The organism is Nocardiopsis deserti (assembly GCF_008638355.1).
Lineage (GTDB): Bacteria > Actinomycetota > Actinomycetes > Streptosporangiales > Streptosporangiaceae > Nocardiopsis > Nocardiopsis alborubida.
This window is the reverse complement of record NZ_ML703350.1, coordinates 246,939-265,064: the sequence shown is the minus strand read 5'-3', so window position 1 is coordinate 265,064 and position 18,126 is coordinate 246,939. Positions and strand designations below refer to the sequence as shown.

Here is an 18,126-nt window from a genome sequence, read left to right as displayed (position 1 = left end):
GACCGCGGCCGCCGATCGCGGGTGGACAACCACCCTGTCCCGCCCGCAGCGTGCGCAATAGCCTCGTCTCACCCGACGGGAAACGGCCGGTCAACGGCCTGGGGCGGGCGCGGAGCGGAAGCCGAGGGGTCCCGGCCACACGGGTTCCGTGCGCCCTCCCAGCGGCAGGACCGGCAGGTCCGCGCGGTCCCGGAGGGCGTGACGCACCCGCGACCGACGAAGGACGGCCATGACGCTCCTGCTCGCCCACATCAGCGACCTGCACCTGGACGGGACCGACCGCACCACCGGGCGCGCCGCCCGGACCGTGGAGTACCTGCGCGGCCTCGCCCAGGCACCGGACGCGCTCCTGGTCACCGGCGACATCGCCGACCACGCCAGCGCCGAGGAGTACCGCGAGGCGGCCCGGCTGCTGGACCTGCCCTTCCCCGTGCTGGTCTGCCCCGGCAACCACGACGACCGCGAGCGGATGCGCGGGTCGCTGCTGGGCCGGGAGCCGTCCACCGCACCGTTCAACCAGGTGCACGAGGTGGGCGGTGCGGCGGTGCTGGCCTGCGACTCGACGGTTCCGGGCAAGGACGGCGGCCACCTGGACACGGCCACCCTGGTGTGGATCAACGAGACGCTGGGCGCCCTTCCCGACGACCGGCCCGCCCTGCTGGCCCTGCACCACCCGCCCGTGCGGGTCCACCACCCGCTGCCCGACTCCATGCGGCTGGACAACGCCGACGACCTGGCCGGGCTGCTGCGGGCCCACCCCCGGGTGGCGGGGATCCTGGTCGGGCACGCCCACACCGGCGGGGCGACCACCTTCGCCGGGCGGCCCCTGCTGCTGGCGCCCGGCGTGACGTGGACGCTGCGCATGCCCTGGGAGGGCGAGCCCGCGGCCAACCGCGACCAGCCCCCGGGGGTGGCCTTCCACATCCTGGACGAGGACCAGCGCCTGACCACGCACTTCCGCGCGGTGGTCTGACCCGGGCGCGGGAGAGGTGGGGGCCGGCGGCCCGGCCACCGGTCCCGCCGAATCCGGTGCTCCCGTCGGCACCGAGAATCGCGCTGACGAGAAGCAGGTGGCGAACACGGCTCCCGCGCGACACTTCTGTCGCGCGGGAGCCGCCGTGGTCACTCCGCAGCCCTTCTGGCACTCACCGAACACCCGGCGCCCGGCTGGTCAGTGGCGGTTTCCGGCCGCGGAGAATCAGGTCCTGTACGTGCGCCAGTTCAGGCACAGGTCAGGGTCGTTCTGGCGCTCCTGGCAGACCTTGAACTCGATGCGCGGTACCGCGCCGGGATTGTCGATCGTGTTCGAGTAGTACCACCCGCTGCTCTGGTCCTGCGGGATCGAGTACCGCCCGGTGTTGTCCCTGCCCTCGAACCGGTAGTCGATGTAGCACCAGTCGTCGTCGGCCAGGTCCCGGTCCTGCAGGCGGAACTGGTTCGTGGCGTGGAGCCACTGCCCGGCGCACTCCTCGTTGGAGGCACCGTCGTTCTCACCGCCCCCGTACACGACACGGATACCGGAGTCGGCGTGCGCGGCCGGGAGGCCGACGCCGACGGTGAGCACCGCGGCGGCCGCCAGGGTCCCGAGAGTTTTCATCGACCTGCGTGGCATTGTTTGTTTTCCTTTCACTGCGCGTTCATCGATGGGCAGCCGAATTCACTGCGCAGTTCCCATATTTGCGGCGCGACCTTCCATGTCTCTTATGAATAAATTTCGGGCGGCCTCGAAGTCGAAAAACACGCCAACTCGCCCCGTGACACAAGTGCATGAAGGGAAACCGAAAAAGGCAGCGAAAAGCCCCCGCCCAACGACCGGTGGAACTCAGACGTCGCGCGGGGGCTTTCGTGCCTCGTCGGGTCCTCGCGGGCCCTCCACCGCATGGGGAACGGCGGCTACAGGAGCATGGCCAGCTGGCGGCACTGGGCGACCAGTGTGCCCGTGCCGTCCCAGATCTCCATGTCCTCCTCGTGCAGGCCGCCGGAGACGTGCTTGGTGAACACCCGGCAGGCCAGCCACCCCGGGGCGGGCCTGGCACGCACGTGCACGCTCAGCTCGACGGTGATCGTGGCGAACTCGCCGATCTCCAGCACGGCCGGGGGAGCGAAGTCCACCATCGAGGCCAGCGCGTGGGTGTCGGGCTCGCGCCCGTCGGCGAAGCGCATCCAGAACTCGGCGTGCGGGCGGCCGTCCTTGCGTCCGTCCAGCCAGCCCGGACGCCCGGGGTAGCGGTACTCGACGCTGCGCGCGATGCCCAGGCCCTCGGGGTTGTCGAACTCGGGCGGGACCGGGCAGTCCTCGGGGGCGGGCAGGCGCGGGGGCTCGTCCAGGGTCAGGACCCGGGCCGAGGGGTCGGGGGACAGATCGCCGTAGGTGGCGGTGGCGCGCACGATCTCCTTGCCGCCCTGCTCCAGGCGGACCTGGCCGGTGGCGGTGCGGCGTCCCTCGCGCACCACCTCGGTGCTCGCGGTGGCCGCGCCGGGGGCCGCGGGGCGCAGGAAGAACGCCGAGACGGCCAGGGGGTCGGGCTGGCTCAGGTTCTGGCGCAGCGCGTTGAGGGCGGCGCCCAGGACGTAGCCCCCGTTGGGGTGGGAGGTGAAGGTGGTCCAGGCGTCGGTGAGGGTGGCGGCGAACTCGCCGTCGGCCAGCTTCTCGACACGGGTGTCCCGGTCGAACCGGAAGTCATCGGCGGTGTGGTCAGGGCTCATGCCCATATGTTACCGATGAGTAGGACCAGGCGGAGGACGCGGAGGCGCGATCAGGGCAGGGCGCCACCGGGCAGGTTGGCCTTGTAGTCGCCGTTGAAGGCGATCGCGGTGACCCAGCCGACGCCGCCGGAGTTCAACCGGAGCCGGATCCACACGTCGCTGGCGTAGCCGAGACAGGTGGTCTCCTGGTAGCGCCCCCAGCACTCGGCGTTGTAGGAGTGGGGGCCACGACGTGACTGATCTGGCTGCTGGTGTTGCGTGGTGCGGAGCGCACCGGGGTGCGCCCGTTGCTCCAGGCAGTGACGCGGTAGGCCTGGGCCGACACCGAGTCCCCGGCGGGGGCCGCGGCGGTCGTCGTGGCGGCGGAGGCGGGGTTGGCGGTCGCGAACAGGCCGGTCGCCATGAGGCCGGCCAGCGTGGTGGCGAGGAGGGCTTTCCTGATGCGCAGGGGGAGTCTCCAGTTCTGTGGGGTCACGGGTCCGCCCACGCCCCTCGTCGGCCGGAGAGGCATAGTGATCGTGGCAGCGAGGCCCTTCACGTTTCTTGCAGGAAGCCGGACACGGCTTTCACCGATCTGTCATGGCCCGACAACAAATTTCGTCCGTGGTCTCGACCCCAGGTAGAGCCGACGTCGACGAAGGAGAGCCCGGACGCCACCAGGCGCCGTGTTCTCACACCGTCCTGGAAATCCCATGCGGCGGCCCCAGCGACGTCTCACCCGAGAGTGCGCGCTTCGGCACGCGGGGGACGTCGGAGCGGATTCGGACACCGCCTGGACCGCGTTCGTGCCGGGGAGAGCCAACGGAGGACCACCACAGACCTCCCTTGGCGATCACGGCCAAGGAAAGCGGTTGACCCTGACGCGGCGTCAGGCCCTAACTTCGGGCACACGTCACCACCAGCGAGGAAGCACCAGGACAGATGGGACACACCGTCGGCGAGGTCGCCCGGATGAGCGGACAGACCGTCCGGACCCTGCACCACTACGACCGGATCGGACTGCTCGTTCCCGCCGGACGCACCCCGTCGGGATACCGCAGCTACAGCGACGGGGACATGGAACGGCTCCGGCAGATCCTGACCTACCGGGAACTGGGTTTCGGCCTGGACCGGATCGCCGTCCTGCTCGACGACCCCGCCGCCGACACCCGCGCGCATCTGGCCCGTCAGCACCGGCTGGTGACCGAACGCATCGAACGCCTGCGCACGATGGCGCACGGCATCGAACGCCTGATGGAGGCCGACACCATGCGACTCAACCTGACCGCCGCCGAACGCCTCGAACTCTTCGGCGACTTCGACGTGGACGCCCACTCCGAGGAGGCCCGCCGGCGCTGGGGCGGCAGCGAGGCCTACACCCAGTCCCAGCGCAGGGCGAGCTCCTACACCAAGGCCGACTGGGAGCGGATCAACGCCGAGGGCGAGGAGATCTACCTGGCCCTGGCCGGGGCCATGAACGACGGGCAGGCGCCCGACAGCCCCGCCGTGATGGACCTGGCCGAGCGGCACCGCGCCCACATCACCCGCTGGTTCTACGACTGCACCACCTGTGTCCACCGGGGACTGGGGCAGCTGTACGTGGACGACGAGCGCTTCACCGCCACCGTCGACGCCCACGCCGAGGGGCTGAGCGTGTACCTGCGCGAGGCCTTCGCCGCCAACGCCGCCCGCCAGGAGGCGTGAAACGGCCCCGCGCACGCGCGGGGCCCGAGAGCCCGGCGCGGAGGCCGGAAACGGCGGAGGCCGGTGACCGGGTGTCCGGTCACCGGCCTCCGCCGGATGAGCATGCGAGAGCGGGGTTCGCACGCTCCCCTGTCTGTTCAGGAACGGTCTGTTACCAGAGGTGGTCCACGATGGTCTGGGCGTCGTCGACCTGGTGCTGGTACCGGTCGGGGTAGGCCGAGCGCTGGACGTCCTGGGCGACCTGGCCCATGGGGTCGTCGTCCCAGCTGCCGTCGGGGTGGACGCGCTCGAGCTCGTCGAAGAAGGCGTTGGTGGCCCAGGTGGGGTCGAGTCGGTCCTCCTGCGAGCCGTAGTGGTCGCGCTGCTGGAACAGGCCGACGCTGTCACGGTCGCCCCAGTCGAGGTTGTCCAGGTGGGTCTCGACGATGGAGGTGGCGATCGCGATGGCGGCGGCGTCCTCGTCCAGGTCGCGCTCCTGCGCCGCCTCGACCATCGCACGGGCGTTCTCGACGTGCTCCTCGGTCATGTGACCGGCCATGTCGTCGTTCAGCTTGTCGTTGAGGGTGGCAGCGAGCTCCTTGTCCGAGGCCGTGTCCGCGGCGGCGGCGCCCGGTCCGGCCAGGAGGAGCCCGCCAGTGATGAGCAGGCTGGAGGTCGCGGTAAACGTCAGCTTGGGTATCGATCGCATAAAGTTCACCCGTGCAACGTATGCGCTGGTCAGGGCTTTGGAAAGTGTTTGAAACCACTTGGGGCGAGTGGGAAAGGCAACACCAAGTCCAGGCAACCCCCTGGTCAGGCGGCGTGGGCCCGGTTTCGCGCATCGTCGGTGCGCCGCCAGCGGCGGGACCAGAGCGAACGTGACCGTGGCAACAGTCCGGTCCGAGCGCGCCCGGACCACACCGGCCGCCGGACAGGGAAACCCGCGTAGTCCCGCCGCGCTCACGGCGACCAAGCAGGGTGGTCGCGAGAGGCAGCGCGGCCAGCCGTCCCGGCCGCACGAACCGACGAGGATGCGCGAACGCGGGGACATGGGATTCTGGTGGTTCCGCTCCCCGCCAACGGAAAGGGCCGCCCGTGCGCTGGACCGTCCACTCCGAGAAGCCCCTGTACACCGATCCGTGGATCGACGTGCGGGCCGCGGACGTCGAACTGCCCGACGGGCACCGGTTCGACCACCGGCTCATCCGCCGACCGCCCGGCGCCGGTGCCGTGGTGCTCGACGGACAGGGCCGGGCGCTGCTGCTGTGGCGGCACCGGTTCATCACCGACACCTGGGGATACGAGATCCCCATGGGCGGCGTGCACCCGGGGGAGAGCCCCGAACGGGCGGCCGCGCGCGAGGTACTGGAGGAGACCGGGTGGCGGCCGGGAGCGCTGCGCCCACTGGTCTACGTCCAGCCCTCCAGCGGGCTGACCGACAGCGAGCACCACATCTTCGTCGCCGACACGGCGGAGAGGGTCGGCGAGCCCCAGGACGCCTGGGAGGCCGAGCGCGTGGAATGGGTGGCGCTGGACCGGCTCCCCGAACTGATCAGGCGGCGTCAGCTGGTGAGCGGCACCTCGATGAACGCACTGCTGTACCTGTACGCCACCGGCCGGGAGTGAGGGGGCGCACCGGTAGCGCCCCCCCGTGCGCCGCACCGCGTGCGGCCTTCCCGGAACCGTGGGGGAGCGCGGCCACAGAGCGCACTCCCTTTTTTGCTTCCGTACCGGTCAGCGCTGTGTCGTCACTGCGGCGCCATCGACATCACGGGCCGCTTCTCCCGCAGCCGCGGGGAGCCGCTGCGCGACCTCCGGCCGGGCCCGGGGTTAGAGGCCCTCGGAACCCGGCGGCGGAGCGTGGTCCTGCATGTGGGCATAGCTGTGGAGTGCCTTCATCCCCTGGTGCGCGAACCCGGGGCCGCACCCCGCTACCGCGGGGCGGACGCGGGCTGACCACCGACGCGGCGATCCCTCACTTGTAGTCGTTCTCGACCAGCGGCACGACGTAGGCCCGGCGCTCGCGGATCAGGCCTTCGCGCATCACGAACACCTCACCCATCGCGGCGCGCATCACGCTGCCGTCCTTCTGGAGCGCTTCGAGGGTCATCTCCGCCATGACGACGTCGTCCTCCTCGACCATCCTCGTGATCGTCACCTTCGGGGGAACGCCGACCGGGTCGGGTCCCTCGATGTTGGCGTCGTAGGCTTCCTTGCCGGTGATCCGGTAGTGGCCGAACACGGTCCACTCGATGTCGTCGGTCAGGCACGACAGGATCTGCTCGTGGTCGGACTTGTTGAACCCGTCGATGTAGCGCTCGACTGTTCGCTTGTTGGTGGACTGGCTGGCAGCGGCCACGGTCTTCTGCTCCCTCTGCGGTACACAAGGTCGAACGGAAAGTCCTACCAGGACGGTCTGACGTTTACACAGGAGCGTCGTCGCCCTCCAGGAACCCGTCTTCTTCCAGCCGGCGTTTCCCCGAAGAGCCGGGCACGGAGGACGGGGCAGGCCCCGCGGTCGCGGAGCTCTGCGGCCATCCGCTGGACGGCGAAGCCCCGGACAGCGCCGCCATGCGGGACGCGGAACGGGCGCCCGCGGTACATCCTTTCCGTTCGCGCTGACCCGGTTGCTACGGTGACCTCGCGCATCTTCCTCTGTACCTCTGATCCGAGCCTGAGCGCCCGTCCCACCTCCGCGTGGCCGCGGGTGCCCGACGTGTACACCGACCCGCTTCCGGGTCTTTCCGTCAGCTCGAAGAGCTCCCGCACACCCCGACGCCACCGCGCCGGGCGGAGCTCTGTTCGCACGCTGCTGCACATCCTCGCCGGTGCGCTCGAACCCGACTCCGGGACCGTGCGGCGCATCGGCACCCTCGGCGTCGCCGAACAGGAGATGCGGGCGACCGGCGGCCGCACCGTCGGGGACCTGGTCGACGTCGAACTCGCCGACGCCCGCGCGGCCCTGAACGCCGCCGAGGTGCTCGACGCCTGGGAGGCCGAGCGCGTGGAGTGGGTGGCGCTGGACCGGCTCCCCGAACTGATCAGGCGGCGTCAGCTGGTGAGCGGCACCTCGATGAACGCGCTGCTGTACCTGTACGCCACCGGCCGGGAGTGAGGGCCTCCGCCGCCGCACGGACACACGGCGGCCCCCGCACGACGTCGGTTCGGCGTCACGCGGAGGCCGCTGTCCTCCCGTCCTGACCGTCGACACGGCGACCGGCGCGGGAAGGGTGTCTCCACGACGGGGTCCGAACCGGAGAAGTGCAGGGGCACCTGCGCCTCCCCGGTCCTGGCCCCGACCTCAGGAGCGCAGGCAGAACAGGTTGTGGGCGTCCACCGAGGTGCAGTGCCAGCTCAGAGCCCAGTAGCAGGCCTGCCCCTGCACGAAGAAGCACAGCCGCTCACCGGAGAAACCGATCCTCAGATCGGCCTTGGCCAGCAGGACGCTGGGGTGGATCTCGACGTAGGAGTTGACCGCCGAGAGGTTGGCCTCGGCGCTGCCCAGCTCCGTACCGAAGACCACCGCACTGACCTTGACGTGGGCGGACCAGTTCTCGCCGGTCGAGGCCGAGACCACGACCCGCAGAGTCAGCACACCCGGGACGATGGTCGCCTCGAAGGTCTTGCTGAAGTCGAAGGCGTGGGCGTTGGACGGGGCCGGGGCGTTGCGCTGCTCCTTCAGCACCACCGGCTGGGGGTCGCGCAGGTGCGCGGCGACAGCCTCGGCGTACTGGGCCTTGAGGCGCTCGGGGTTGGCTTCGAGCGCCCTGGCCAGCTTTCCCCACTCCTCCTCGGACAGGAATCCCATCTCCTCAGCGGGAACAGGCATGAGCACGTCCTTTCTCTTCGTGACGGGCGTTTCCCGTGTCGGACGCATGCCCGCACGAAGGATTCGGTCATCACGCGCACCCACCTGGCATTCCAGCTGTTCAGGCCCATCTTTGACAGCAAAGAAGGACATGTCGCCACACTGCGGACAGTATGGTCTGCCCGACTGGTAAGGCGGTCAACAACACCTGGAATTCCTGCTCACATGCCCTTATCCGCGGTTTTCAGCGCCCGGATCCGTAACATGTGGGACCGCTGTGGCGAACCGCGGCCGCGGGACACAAGCTTCCCGTACATCCTTTCCGTTCGCGCCGACCGGTTGCTACCGTGAAACCGTGCATCTGCCTCTGTACCTCTGATCCGAGCCTGAGCGCCCGCCCCACCTCCGCGTGGCCGCGGGTGCCCGACGTGTACACCGACCCGCTTCCGGGTCTTCCCGTCAGCTCGAAGAGCTCCCGCACACCCCGACGCCACCGCGCCGGGCGGAGCTCTGTTCGGAGGAACAGTGACCACCCTCAACCCCAAACTCGTGCTGCCCGCCGGTGAGCGGGCGCAACTGACCGCCAACGGCGTCCACATCGACCGCGGCGGCCGCACGGTCCTCTGCGGCGTCGACATGACCGTCACACCGCGATCCCGCTGGGGAGTCGTGGGCGAGAACGGCCGCGGCAAGTCCACGCTGCTGCACATCCTCGCCGGTGCGCTCGAACCCGACTCCGGGACCGTGCGGCGCATCGGCACCCTCGGCGTCGCCGAACAGGAGATGCGGGCGACCGGCGGCCGCACCGTCGGGGACCTGGTCGACGTCGAACTCGCCGACGCCCGCGCGGCCCTGGCCGCGCTCGACGCCAGCGCCGAGGGACTGGCCGAGGACGATCCCCGGGCCGCCGAGGTGCTCGACGCCTGGGACGCCGACCGGCGCGTCGACCTCGCCCTGGAGAACCTGGGCGCCGTCACCGACCGGTCCCGGCCGCTGGCGGAGCTGTCGGTGGGCCAGCGCTACCGCGTCCGGCTGGCCTGCCTGCTGGGCGCCTCGCACGACTTCCTTCTGCTGGACGAGCCCACGAACCACCTCGACGCCGCCGGGCTCGACTTCCTGACCGCCCAACTGCGCGGGCACGGCAACGGTGTGGTGCTCGTCAGCCACGACCGCGCCCTGCTCTCGGACGTGGCCACGACGACGCTCGACCTCGACCCGAGCCGCGACGGCGGGCCCCGCGTGTACGGCGGCGGGTTCGCCGGGTACCAGGAGGGGCGGCGCGCCGAGCGCGAACGCTGGGCCGCCGAGTACGAGCAGCAGCGGGCCGAGCACGCCCGCCTCACCCAGGACCTGTCCGAGGCGCGGAACCGGCTGGTCAGCGGCTGGCGGCCCGACAAGGGCACCGGCAAGCACCAGCGGGCGACCCGCGCGCCCGGACTCGTGCGCTCCGTCCACCGTCGGCGCGAGGACCTGGAGGCGCACGCGGTCACCACGCCGCCGCCCCCGCTGCGGTTCCGGATGCCGGAACTGGCGGCGCTGCCCGGCGTGACCCTGGTCAGGGCCGACGAGGTCACCGTCGCGGGGCGGCTGGACCAGCCGGTCACCCTGGCCCTCGACTCCGGTTCGCGGCTGGTGGTCACCGGGGCCAACGGGGCGGGCAAGTCGACGCTGCTGTCGGTACTCGCCGGGCGGATCGAACCGACCGGCGGCGGTGTGCGCACCGCGCGCACCGCACGGGTGCAACTGCTGACCCAGGAGTCACCGCGGGCAGGGACACGCCGTGCTCGGGAGGTGTTCACCGCCCACCTGGGACGACTCGTCAGCAAGGGCGTGCTCAGGGAGAGCGAGACGGTCTCGCTGAGCTCTCTCGGGCTGCTCTCGTCGGCGGACGTCAACAAGCCGTTGCGTGAGTTGTCCATGGGACAGCAGCGCAGGCTCGACCTGGCCCTGGCGCTGGCGTCCCGGCCGCACGTGCTGCTGCTGGACGAGCCGACGAACCACCTCTCGATCGCCCTCGTCGACGAGCTCACCGAGGGCCTCGGCGCCACCGGGGCGGCGGTGGTGCTCGCCACCCACGACCGGCAGCTCCAGCGCGACGTCGCCTCGTGGGACCGGCTCACCCTGGCCCCGCGGGCGTCCGCGTCCGATCTGGTCGGCCAGTCGGCCGCACACGGCGGCTGATCCGGTCGGTCGACGTGACGGGAGGGCCCGGCGGGGTTGGGCCGGGTCCTCCACGGCGGGTCGGCCGATCAGAACGGCATTCCGTAGCGGGCGGCGATCGCGACGGCCCGGTCGCGCAGGCAGGCGCGCAGCCACTGCGGGTCCAGGGCCTCCGCGTCCGTGGCGAGCTGCCACAGCGCCCATTCGGCGTGCCTCGCGTCCTGGAAGGCCAGCTCCAGCCGCAGCCAGCCGTCCGCGTCGACTTCCTCGGCGCGGACGGCCAGCGCCGTACCCACCAGGTCCTCCCGCCGCTCCGGGGCCGCCCGCACCAGCACGGTGACCTGGTCGCCGCCGGTCCGGAACCGCGTGCTGCGCTCCTGCCAGACCCGGTCCAGGTCGACCCGCTCCGGCCGCTGTGCGGGTTCGGGGAGTTTTTCGGCTTCCAGGACCCGGGACAGCTTGTAGGTGCGGTCCTGGCCGGACCTGGTGGCCAGCAGGTAGCCCCGGTCGCGCACGGTGACCAGACCGACCGGGTCCACGGTGCGCCACTTCGGGTCCTGGTCCACAGCCGCGTAGCGGATGCGCAGCCTGTGCCCGTCGAACACCGCCCGCCGGATCGCGGCCACCACGGTGTCGGGCACCTCCTCGACGGCCGGTCGACGCGAGAGCAGATCGGTCTCCGGGTCGATGAGCAACCGCTGGGCCGCACCGGCCGCGGTGGCCCGATCGCCTTCGGGCAACGCGTCGACCACCTTGCGCATGGCCGAGGCCAGCGCCGCCCCGAGACCGAACGCCTGCGCGCCCCGCCGTGATCCGGCGACCAGCAGGGCGAGCGCCTCATCGTGGTTCAGGCCGGTCAGCTCCGTCTGGAAACCGGGCAGCAACGCGAAACCGCCGTGCCGACCACGTTCGGCGTAGACCGGGACACCGGCCCCGGACAGCGCCTCGATGTCGCGCAGCACGGTGCGTGTGGACACCTCCAGCTCGCGGGCCAGCGTGGCCGCGGACAGCCGACCGTGCTGGCGCAGCAGCAGAACCAGTGAGACCAGCCGGTCAGCTCGCATACGAAGAACCTACCGGAATACATGACACAGGATGTCGTGATTTGCCGGGAGGCTTGTCAGCACGACGTCGAAGAATACGGCCGCCGAGCCGATGGACGTACGTGCCTGTCGATGAACCGAACGGAGCTGATGTGGCGATGGAGCGAACGGTGGTCAACCCGTGGACGTGGTCGGTGGGGATGGGGTACAACCAGGGCGAGATCGTGTCCGGGAACGCCCGGACCCTGTACTGCTCCGGGCAGACCGCGATGAGCGGCGAAGGCGAGCCCCGGCACCCCGGCGACATGGCGGCGCAGTTGGCGCTGAGCCTGGAGAACCTGGAGGCCGTCCTAGGCGAGGCTGGGATGTCCCTCGTGAACCTGGTCCGGCTCAACGTCTACACCACCGACGTCGACCTGCTCTTCCAGCACTACGGCGTGCTGGCGTCGCGGTTGGGCGCGGCCGGGGTCGCGCCGACCACCACGATGCTCGGGGTGACACGGCTGGCGATCCCCACCCTGATGGTCGAACTGGAGGGAACCGCCGTCGCGTGATGTGACCTCACCGCCTCCGCTGCCCGTACTGGTCGAACCGGCGCGGGCGGCGGAGGCGGGCGGTTTCTGGAGCGCAGGGACGGCAGCGACACGGGGCGCGTGTGAACACCTTCGGCCCCGAACACGGTTCCCGCCAGCGGTGCCGACCGGTTCGGCGGGTGTGGGCGCGGGCGCCGACCGGGGGGAGGACCGGCAAAACCCGTGGCACGCGAGGGTCCGAGCAGGTTAGCGTCCGGGGTATGGCACCCACCCGCGACGGCTGGCGCACCCCGGAACTGGCCGAGACCATGCGCCTCATCCGCGCGGAGACCGACCGCGCCTGGGCTGAGGCGTGCGCCGAGTGGGACGCCGAACCGGACAGCGACGCGGAACGCCATCTGGCCGAACTCGTGCTCTCCGACCCCGGCCAGTTCTCCTGGCGGGTGGTGGACGCGGCCATGGACCGCCTGGTGTGCCCCGAGTGCGGGCGGGCACTGGGCTCGGGAGAACCGGGCTGCGGGCCCTGCGACCTGGCCGACGGACACCGCTACCTGGGCCGGGAACCCGACCGCCCGAACGTTCCCCCGGGCAACGAACACGCGATCCGGGTCGGCTCGGTGGTCGTGCGCCAGTGGTACCGCTATCCGGCCACGGCGGTGTGCGGATGGGAACTGGGTCTGCCCGAGATCCACCGGGGCCTCCTGCCGACCGGGGCGCGGGCGCGGGCGGCCAAGGCCCGGATCAACCGCCTCACCGAGCGGCAGCTGCGCACCGTGTCCTCCTACCAGGAGTTGGAGGAGCTCACCGGAGGCGCGTGAACGCTCCAGGAAGCGCCCCTTCCGGCGGCGCCCGACCCACCGCGCACCCCTCTCCTCTCCGCCGCACGGCCGAGGGAGAACAGGTCCCTCCCCCGGCAGGGCGCTGGGGCGCGGGTTCCCCCACCCGCGCCCCAGCGCACCGCAAGCACCGGCCTCAGCGCATCAGCGCCAGCTTCTTGGTGAGCTTGTTGACGGCGTTGCGCGCCCCGAAGACGGCCACCCCCACGTACTCCACGTCCTGGGACTCGGTGGCCGCGAGGGCGTCCAGGTACTCCACGTAGTCGCGGGAGCGGCGGGCCACCTCGTTGAAGCCCACCACCGTCAGGTCGCGCTCGTCGGCCCCGGCCTTGAGCACGTGCAGCTGCTCCGCGGAGGCCACCAGGGTCGGCACCGGGTGCGGGTTGAGTCCGGCGTGCAGGCCGCCGCCCGCGTCCTTGCCGTCGGCGGCCAGCGAGTTCTCCATCCGTCCGCCCAGCGCCAGGCCGAGCACCACCCCCGCGTTGGCGGCGAGCGCTGGCTCCAGGCCCTCGCGCAGGACGACGACGATCTTGGTGGACATCCCCATGATTACCCCGTTCATATGGCTTGCGAACGGTGCAGAACCTAGCCATACGAGTGCACTCATGGCCCTGACTCCGAATACTATTCGCCCAGAGGACTACCGTGGAGGTCATGGACGAACTTGATTCGGCGATCGTGCGCGAACTCCAGCAGGACGCGCGACAGACCAACCGCGCACTCGCGCACAAGCTCGGCGTGGCACCCTCCACCTGCCTGGAGCGCGTGCGCCTGCTGCACCGGCGCGGGGTCATCCGGGGCTACCACGCCGACATCGACCCGGCCGCGCTCAACCGGGAGGTGGAGGCCTTCGTGTCGGTGCAGCTGCGCCCGCCCAGCCGCCAGGTCATCGAGGGCTTCAAGGGCGCGATGTTCGCCCTGCCCGAGGTGCTGGCGGTCTACGTCGTGGCGGGGGAGCAGGACTTCCTGGTGCACGTGTCCGTGCCCTCCCTGGACGCGCTGCACAGCTTCCTCATCGACCGGCTCACCCAGCGCCGCGAGGTGACCAGCTTCCGCAGCCAGATCATCTACGACAGCGCCCGCAAGCACGTCGCCGCGCCCCTGGAGCCACCGCAGTGAGCCGGAGCCCTCCCACGGGGAACCGCGGACGGCGCCCCCGCGTCCAAGAACCGACACACGGCCACAAAGGGGACGCATGAACAAGGACAAGGACAAGAACAACCACCTCGCACTGGGGCTGGCGCTCGGCGTCTGCTTCGGCACCTCCTTCGGCCTGCTCATGGACAACCTCGCGCTCGGTGTGGCGATGGGCCTGTGCATGGGCGTCGCCTTCGGCGTGGCCAGCGGCAAGAAGACCACCGACAAGGGCGAATAGCCGTCGCCCGGGACTGCGCACCCGGCCTTCGGCCCCCGACGGGGCCGTCGCACCCCACGACGGCGGTGACGCCCGGTCCGAACCGCTGGCCGGGCGTCCGCCCTCACCCCTGGGCCGCGGAGTCCAGCAGCCAGTTGTAGCGCAGGCGCAGCGCGCGCTCCGTGCTGGCCGCCGCGGCGCCGAGCGTGAGCGCGGTGTTGAGCCACACGGGCAGGTGAACGGGCGAGGTGAACATCCCGAAGCGCTCGGCCACGGGAGGCACCTGGAAGACCACCTCGGCGAGCTGGGGGATGAGCAAAAGCGCGGGGACGACGAGCAGGAGCAGCGAGAGGACACCGATCCAGCGGCTCAGTACGGGGTGCTCGCGGTCCAATCGCGCGCGGCGCCCCTCCCCGGAGCGTGGGTCCGGGACGAGCTGGTGCTCGGTCCCCTCGTCGGTGACGTAGTGGCAGCGCCTGAGACCGAAGGCCGTCGCCGCCACCTCGATCACCCCGCCCCGGACGGGAAAGACGGCGGGGAGCCCGGACTCGGCGTGGTGCCTGCCGTCGAGGTACAGGTGGGCCCTGCCCTTGCCGTCTTCCGAGAAGAACCGCTGCGTGTGGTTGACGTGGACGGCGTAGACCGTCCGCCGACCGTCGGCGTCGCCCAGTGCGAGGTGGAACAGTGCACGGGACGTCTGCTGCCACCAGCGGAAGGGCTTCAGCGGACGTCCGTTCCCGGGCCCGACCCGTCGCACGGCCCGACGCCGACGCCGTTCCTCGAACATCTCGGGCTCCCTGCCGTCTCGTGGTCCGCCGTTCCGTGCTTCGAACCTAGACCGGAGCGGGTCTGTGACGGAGTGTCCCGGGTCATGTGTTCCCTGTGCGGTCCGCACGGGTCGGGCATGACAGATGTCATGCGGCGCCGGGACGCGGGACCGGCCCCGTCCCGCACCCGGCACGGATCCGGGCGTTCAACGGCTTGCATCTCAAGCGGCTTGAGGTACCACAGTGGCTCCCATGCACGACCACGAGCTGTACCCCATCGGAGACGCCGCGCGCCGCAGCGGCCTGAGCGTCAGCGCCGTCCGCTTCTACGCCGACGCCGGAGTCGTCGAGCCCACGCGCCTGAGCGAGGCGGGCCACCGCCTCTACGACATCGACACCATCGCCCGCCTGGAACTCGTCCGCACCCTGCGCGAACTGGACACCGACCTGGAGGAGATCCGCCGACTGATCGACGGCGGCACGACCCTGCACGACCTGCTCACCACCCACCTGGAGGTCGTCGAGCGCCAGGAGCGCACCCTGCGGGCCAGGAGGGCGGTGCTGCGGACCCTGATCAGGCAGGGCGGCACGACCGCGCAGGCCGACCTGATGCACAAGCTCGTCTCGATGACCGACGAGGAGCGCGAACAGGTCATCGACGACTTCTGGAACGACGTCGGTGAGGGCCTCGACGTCCCCGAGGGCTTCGTGGACCGGCTGCGCGCGATGCGCCCGGTCCTGCCCGCGGACCCCACGGTCGCCCAGCTCGAAGCCTGGATCGAACTGGCCGACCTGGTGCGGGACCCGGAGTTTCGCGAGGCGGTCCGCACCTACCTGCGCGACACCTACTCCACGGACGTGGGCAGGAGCATCGCCAGCCCGCGGTTCCAGGAGTTCATGTACGAGAGCGGGGTCCCGCTCATCGAGGAGGTCCTGGCCGCGCACCGCGACGGCGAGTCCCCCCGGTCCCCCCGGTCGCAGGAGGCCATCACGCGCTTCATGGAGGCGGCCGCGGCGGTGTCCGACACCCCGGTCACCCCCGAGAGCCGCAACCGGCAGGCAGAGGCGTTCCGGCAGATCCCCGAGTTGGAACGCCAGATCGCCGAGGAGGACGCCGCCTCCGCGGGCCCCGTCCACGACGACACCCACGGCCGGTACCTGTCCCTGGTGGCGGCGGTCAACGGGACCCCGCCCGAGGAGGACACGCTGCCCTACGCCTGGATCGCCGACGCCATGCGCGCCCCGGACACCGATTCCTGAGCACCGCTCCGCCCCGGACCGGACACGGGACCCCGGGTGGTGGTCCAGCGGGAGCCGGTACACCACGGCGTCAGCGGTCACCCTCCCACAGCCACTCCAGTGACCGCGGGGTGAAGGTGAAGGCACGGGGGCTGTCCAGGTCGGGGTACTGCGGTCGGTCCGGTCCGAAGAAGGCCGCGAACCGCAGGACCCCGTCGGGGGCCTCGTGCGCTCCCTCTGCGAAGTCGGCCACGTCCGTGTTGCCCATGAAGAGGTTGCTGTCGACGTAGAAGACCATGTCCAGCCCCGTACGGAACAGCGTCTCGTGCGGGGGCCGCGGCTTCTCGTCGGGGGCGGGCACGTACACCGTCAGCAGGGGCCAGCCCTCCGCCTCCGACAGGGCCTCCCGGTCGGCGAGGAACACGGCGAGCACGGCCTCGGCGCCTGAGGCGCGTACGGCGTCCAGGACCTCCTCGGGTGTGGCGCCGGCCCAGCCGGGATCGTCCACGACGAGGAACCGGAACAGGTCCGGGTTGTACCTGGCGTACTCCGACTCCAGGGCCCGTACCAGTGCCCGCCAGGCGCGTTCGTCCTCGTGGTGGGTCCGGACGACGGCGAAGTCGTGTCCGTCGCCGAAGTCGATGGCCGGTCGCATGCGCGGTACTCCTTCGTCAGGGGGCGGGGGCGCTCCTTTGGTACCAGCGCCCTGTGACGCTTCCCGGCCCGGGCTCCCGGGCCGCCGCGCACGCGGGGTCACAGCAGGGGCCGCAGCTCGTCCTGGCACCAGGCGGCCAGGGTGGTCGGCGTCGTGGTCGCGGTGGTGCGGGGCTGCTCCGGTGTGAAGTCCTCACGCAGCCCGGTGGACATGCCCATGACCGCCTCGACGGAGCCCGGCCCCAGGCCCGCGCCCGCGAGCACCTCGCGCATGCGCTCGTCGGGAACGCGTTGGGCGCGCACGCGGCGCCCCGTCACCTCGGTGACCACGGCCGCGGCCCGCTCCCAGGTCAGGTCGGCGGGGCCGTGCACGGCCCGCACGGTCCGGCCCGCCAGGTCGGGGTTGAGCAGCAGGCCCACGGCGGTGTCGGCGATGTCGCGCGGCGCCACCCAGGGCATGGGGTGGTCCACGGGCAGCACCACCGAGATTGTGCCGGAGCGGATGGCGTCCAGCTCCATCAGCAGGTTGCTGAAGAAGAAACCGCACCGCAGGTGCGCCACGGTCGCGCCGGTCTCCTCCAGCAGCTGTTCGGTGCGGGCCAGCCCGTCGATCTCCCCGGCCCCGGAACGCCTCTCCGCGCCGACGCTGCTCTGGAAGACGACGCGGGAGATCCCGTTGGCGGTGACGGCACGGGCGGCGTGCGCACCCATCCGGGCGTACTCGGCGACCGGATCGGCGGCCAGGGTCGGCGGGTTCACCCAGTACAGCGCGTCCACGCCCGTGGTCGCGGCCAGGACCGCGTCCCGGTCGCCCTGGTCCACGGCGACCGGGTCGACCCAGTCGGCCAGCGCCGGGTCCAACCGGGCCGGGTCGCGCATCAGCACGCGCGGGCGCACGCCCGCGCGGACCAGGCCGGTCACCACGTGGCGGCCGACGTTGCCGGTGGGGGTGGTCACAGCGACACGCATCACGGACTCCTTGTGCTCGACGGCAGTGCTCACACGTTAGGGAGGAAAGCGGTCGGTTTCCGGCCACAACTCACGCTTTCCGCCCCCTCGGCGACACGGATGTCCGGTACCTTCCGAGGACGGCGCCTCCTTCCGGCGGTCCGCCGCTCCCGGGAGCCGCACGGCGGGGGAAGCGACCCCGGTCACCCGGGCGCCCGCCCGCCGGGGGTGATCCGCCCCACACCGGCCGGTGTGGGACCCGTCGCACCGCGAACGCCCGCACCCCATCCCACCAGGTATGACGGGGCTTCTCACCGAGGCCGGGCGCTCCGGGTGAGCCGACTGTTTCCCGCGTGTTACGGCTGGACACCTCCAGGCAACGCGGGCTCCCTACCTTCGGTTTCGTCAGCAGCCGT

Annotated in this window: 19 protein-coding genes and 1 pseudogene; 10 read left to right on the top strand and 10 right to left on the bottom strand. The window is 71.4% G+C overall.

Going from position 1 to position 18,126, the window contains the following annotated elements:
- Positions 1-229 precede the first annotated feature (229 nt).
- On the top strand, positions 230-973 hold the full coding sequence (locus tag FYW99_RS08465) for a metallophosphoesterase (RefSeq protein WP_150251457.1): 744 nt from the start codon (positions 230-232) through the stop codon (positions 971-973).
- Positions 974-1,198: 225 nt separating this feature from the next.
- Here the strand turns inward: FYW99_RS08465 and FYW99_RS08460 are convergent, their stop codons facing one another.
- Entirely contained in the window at positions 1,199-1,612 is a 414-nt protein-coding gene (locus tag FYW99_RS08460) for a hypothetical protein (RefSeq protein ID WP_150251456.1), read from the bottom strand.
- A gap of 281 nt (positions 1,613-1,893) precedes the next feature.
- Complete coding sequence (locus FYW99_RS08455) at positions 1,894-2,706, bottom strand: thioesterase family protein (protein WP_150251454.1); 813 nt, start codon at positions 2,704-2,706, stop codon at positions 1,894-1,896.
- Positions 2,707-3,627: 921 nt separating this feature from the next.
- On the opposite strand from FYW99_RS08455, the gene FYW99_RS08450 reads away from it, so the two are divergent.
- Positions 3,628-4,389 carry a MerR family transcriptional regulator gene (locus FYW99_RS08450; protein ID WP_150251452.1) on the top strand — a complete coding sequence of 254 codons (762 nt, stop codon included), beginning with the start codon at positions 3,628-3,630 and terminating at the stop codon, positions 4,387-4,389.
- A gap of 151 nt (positions 4,390-4,540) precedes the next feature.
- On the opposite strand, the gene FYW99_RS08445 is transcribed toward FYW99_RS08450, so the two are convergent.
- Positions 4,541-5,077: a hypothetical protein gene (locus FYW99_RS08445; protein WP_150251689.1), complete on the bottom strand. Its 537-nt coding sequence runs from the start codon at positions 5,075-5,077 to the stop codon at positions 4,541-4,543.
- A gap of 386 nt (positions 5,078-5,463) precedes the next feature.
- On the opposite strand from FYW99_RS08445, the gene FYW99_RS08440 reads away from it, so the two are divergent.
- A complete protein-coding gene (locus tag FYW99_RS08440) occupies positions 5,464-5,994 on the top strand; it encodes an NUDIX hydrolase (protein WP_150251450.1) in 531 nt (176 codons plus the stop codon).
- 349 nt (positions 5,995-6,343) lie between these two features.
- Here the strand turns inward: FYW99_RS08440 and FYW99_RS08435 are convergent, their stop codons facing one another.
- Positions 6,344-6,727, bottom strand: coding sequence for a nuclear transport factor 2 family protein (locus FYW99_RS08435; protein ID WP_150251448.1), 384 nt, complete (start codon positions 6,725-6,727; stop codon positions 6,344-6,346).
- A 447-nt stretch (positions 6,728-7,174) separates the two neighbouring features.
- Here FYW99_RS08435 and FYW99_RS33060 point away from each other — a divergent pair.
- Positions 7,175-7,444, top strand: a pseudogene (locus tag FYW99_RS33060) (ABC transporter ATP-binding protein); the annotation flags it as partial.
- Positions 7,445-7,669: 225 nt separating this feature from the next.
- Here FYW99_RS33060 and FYW99_RS08425 read toward each other — a convergent pair.
- On the bottom strand, positions 7,670-8,197 hold the full coding sequence (locus tag FYW99_RS08425; protein ID WP_150251447.1) for a hypothetical protein: 528 nt from the start codon (positions 8,195-8,197) through the stop codon (positions 7,670-7,672).
- 504 nt (positions 8,198-8,701) lie between these two features.
- Here FYW99_RS08425 and FYW99_RS08420 point away from each other — a divergent pair.
- Entirely contained in the window at positions 8,702-10,357 is a 1,656-nt protein-coding gene (locus tag FYW99_RS08420; protein ID WP_150251446.1) for an ABC-F family ATP-binding cassette domain-containing protein, read from the top strand.
- A gap of 68 nt (positions 10,358-10,425) precedes the next feature.
- On the opposite strand, the gene FYW99_RS08415 is transcribed toward FYW99_RS08420, so the two are convergent.
- Positions 10,426-11,400, bottom strand: coding sequence for a helix-turn-helix transcriptional regulator (locus FYW99_RS08415; RefSeq protein WP_150251444.1), 975 nt, complete (start codon positions 11,398-11,400; stop codon positions 10,426-10,428).
- A 137-nt stretch (positions 11,401-11,537) separates the two neighbouring features.
- On the opposite strand from FYW99_RS08415, the gene FYW99_RS08410 reads away from it, so the two are divergent.
- Both FYW99_RS08410 and FYW99_RS08405 read left to right on the top strand, forming a co-directional pair.
- Complete coding sequence (locus FYW99_RS08410) at positions 11,538-11,933, top strand: RidA family protein (protein WP_150251688.1); 396 nt, start codon at positions 11,538-11,540, stop codon at positions 11,931-11,933.
- 239 nt (positions 11,934-12,172) lie between these two features.
- The gene (locus FYW99_RS08405) at positions 12,173-12,730 is read left to right on the top strand and encodes a hypothetical protein (RefSeq protein ID WP_150251442.1); all 558 of its coding nucleotides are present in this window, start codon (positions 12,173-12,175) and stop codon (positions 12,728-12,730) included.
- Positions 12,731-12,884: 154 nt separating this feature from the next.
- Here the strand turns inward: FYW99_RS08405 and FYW99_RS08400 are convergent, their stop codons facing one another.
- Entirely contained in the window at positions 12,885-13,295 is a 411-nt protein-coding gene (locus FYW99_RS08400) for a DUF2000 domain-containing protein (protein WP_150251440.1), read from the bottom strand.
- A 107-nt stretch (positions 13,296-13,402) separates the two neighbouring features.
- Between FYW99_RS08400 and FYW99_RS08395 the strand changes: the two genes are divergently transcribed.
- On the top strand, positions 13,403-13,867 hold the full coding sequence (locus tag FYW99_RS08395) for an Lrp/AsnC family transcriptional regulator (protein WP_043706442.1): 465 nt from the start codon (positions 13,403-13,405) through the stop codon (positions 13,865-13,867).
- A 76-nt stretch (positions 13,868-13,943) separates the two neighbouring features.
- On the top strand, positions 13,944-14,123 hold the full coding sequence (locus FYW99_RS08390) for a hypothetical protein (protein WP_150251438.1): 180 nt from the start codon (positions 13,944-13,946) through the stop codon (positions 14,121-14,123).
- Between the two features lie 103 nt (positions 14,124-14,226).
- Here the strand turns inward: FYW99_RS08390 and FYW99_RS08385 are convergent, their stop codons facing one another.
- On the bottom strand, positions 14,227-14,889 hold the full coding sequence (locus tag FYW99_RS08385) for a hypothetical protein (RefSeq protein WP_150251436.1): 663 nt from the start codon (positions 14,887-14,889) through the stop codon (positions 14,227-14,229).
- 232 nt (positions 14,890-15,121) lie between these two features.
- Here FYW99_RS08385 and FYW99_RS08380 point away from each other — a divergent pair, with 232 nt between their 5' ends.
- Positions 15,122-16,129 (top strand): MerR family transcriptional regulator, encoded by a 1,008-nt coding sequence (locus FYW99_RS08380; RefSeq protein ID WP_150251434.1) that lies wholly within the window; start codon positions 15,122-15,124, stop codon positions 16,127-16,129.
- 70 nt (positions 16,130-16,199) lie between these two features.
- Here FYW99_RS08380 and FYW99_RS08375 read toward each other — a convergent pair whose 3' ends face one another.
- Together FYW99_RS08375 and FYW99_RS08370 are read right to left on the bottom strand one after the other, a co-directional pair.
- Positions 16,200-16,763, bottom strand: a complete 564-nt coding sequence (locus tag FYW99_RS08375) for a DUF6924 domain-containing protein (RefSeq protein WP_150251432.1) — start codon at positions 16,761-16,763, stop codon at positions 16,200-16,202.
- Positions 16,764-16,861: 98 nt separating this feature from the next.
- Complete coding sequence (locus tag FYW99_RS08370; protein WP_150251430.1) at positions 16,862-17,731, bottom strand: NmrA family NAD(P)-binding protein; 870 nt, start codon at positions 17,729-17,731, stop codon at positions 16,862-16,864.
- Between the last annotated feature and the right edge of the window lie 395 nt (positions 17,732-18,126).

What these genes read in the sequence shown, in the direction of transcription:
- FYW99_RS08375 (WP_150251432.1), bottom strand. Translation starts at nt 16,763, where the DNA reads ATGCGACCGGCCATCGACTTCGGCGACGGACACGACTTCGCCGTCGTC.
- FYW99_RS08415 (WP_150251444.1), bottom strand. Translation starts at nt 11,400, where the DNA reads ATGCGAGCTGACCGGCTGGTCTCACTGGTTCTGCTGCTGCGCCAGCAC.
- FYW99_RS08450 (WP_150251452.1), top strand. Translation starts at nt 3,628, where the DNA reads ATGGGACACACCGTCGGCGAGGTCGCCCGGATGAGCGGACAGACCGTC.
- FYW99_RS08445 (WP_150251689.1), bottom strand. Translation starts at nt 5,077, where the DNA reads ATGCGATCGATACCCAAGCTGACGTTTACCGCGACCTCCAGCCTGCTC.
- FYW99_RS08400 (WP_150251440.1), bottom strand. Translation starts at nt 13,295, where the DNA reads ATGGGGATGTCCACCAAGATCGTCGTCGTCCTGCGCGAGGGCCTGGAG.
- FYW99_RS08380 (WP_150251434.1), top strand. Translation starts at nt 15,122, where the DNA reads ATGCACGACCACGAGCTGTACCCCATCGGAGACGCCGCGCGCCGCAGC.
- FYW99_RS08370 (WP_150251430.1), bottom strand. Translation starts at nt 17,731, where the DNA reads ATGCGTGTCGCTGTGACCACCCCCACCGGCAACGTCGGCCGCCACGTG.
- FYW99_RS08460 (WP_150251456.1), bottom strand. Translation starts at nt 1,612, where the DNA reads ATGCCACGCAGGTCGATGAAAACTCTCGGGACCCTGGCGGCCGCCGCG.
- FYW99_RS08390 (WP_150251438.1), top strand. Translation starts at nt 13,944, where the DNA reads ATGAACAAGGACAAGGACAAGAACAACCACCTCGCACTGGGGCTGGCG.
- FYW99_RS08395 (WP_043706442.1), top strand. Translation starts at nt 13,403, where the DNA reads ATGGACGAACTTGATTCGGCGATCGTGCGCGAACTCCAGCAGGACGCG.
- FYW99_RS08465 (WP_150251457.1), top strand. Translation starts at nt 230, where the DNA reads ATGACGCTCCTGCTCGCCCACATCAGCGACCTGCACCTGGACGGGACC.
- FYW99_RS08385 (WP_150251436.1), bottom strand. Translation starts at nt 14,889, where the DNA reads ATGTTCGAGGAACGGCGTCGGCGTCGGGCCGTGCGACGGGTCGGGCCC.
- FYW99_RS08425 (WP_150251447.1), bottom strand. Translation starts at nt 8,197, where the DNA reads ATGCCTGTTCCCGCTGAGGAGATGGGATTCCTGTCCGAGGAGGAGTGG.
- FYW99_RS08405 (WP_150251442.1), top strand. Translation starts at nt 12,173, where the DNA reads ATGGCACCCACCCGCGACGGCTGGCGCACCCCGGAACTGGCCGAGACC.
- FYW99_RS08410 (WP_150251688.1), top strand. Translation starts at nt 11,538, where the DNA reads ATGGAGCGAACGGTGGTCAACCCGTGGACGTGGTCGGTGGGGATGGGG.
- FYW99_RS08455 (WP_150251454.1), bottom strand. Translation starts at nt 2,706, where the DNA reads ATGAGCCCTGACCACACCGCCGATGACTTCCGGTTCGACCGGGACACC.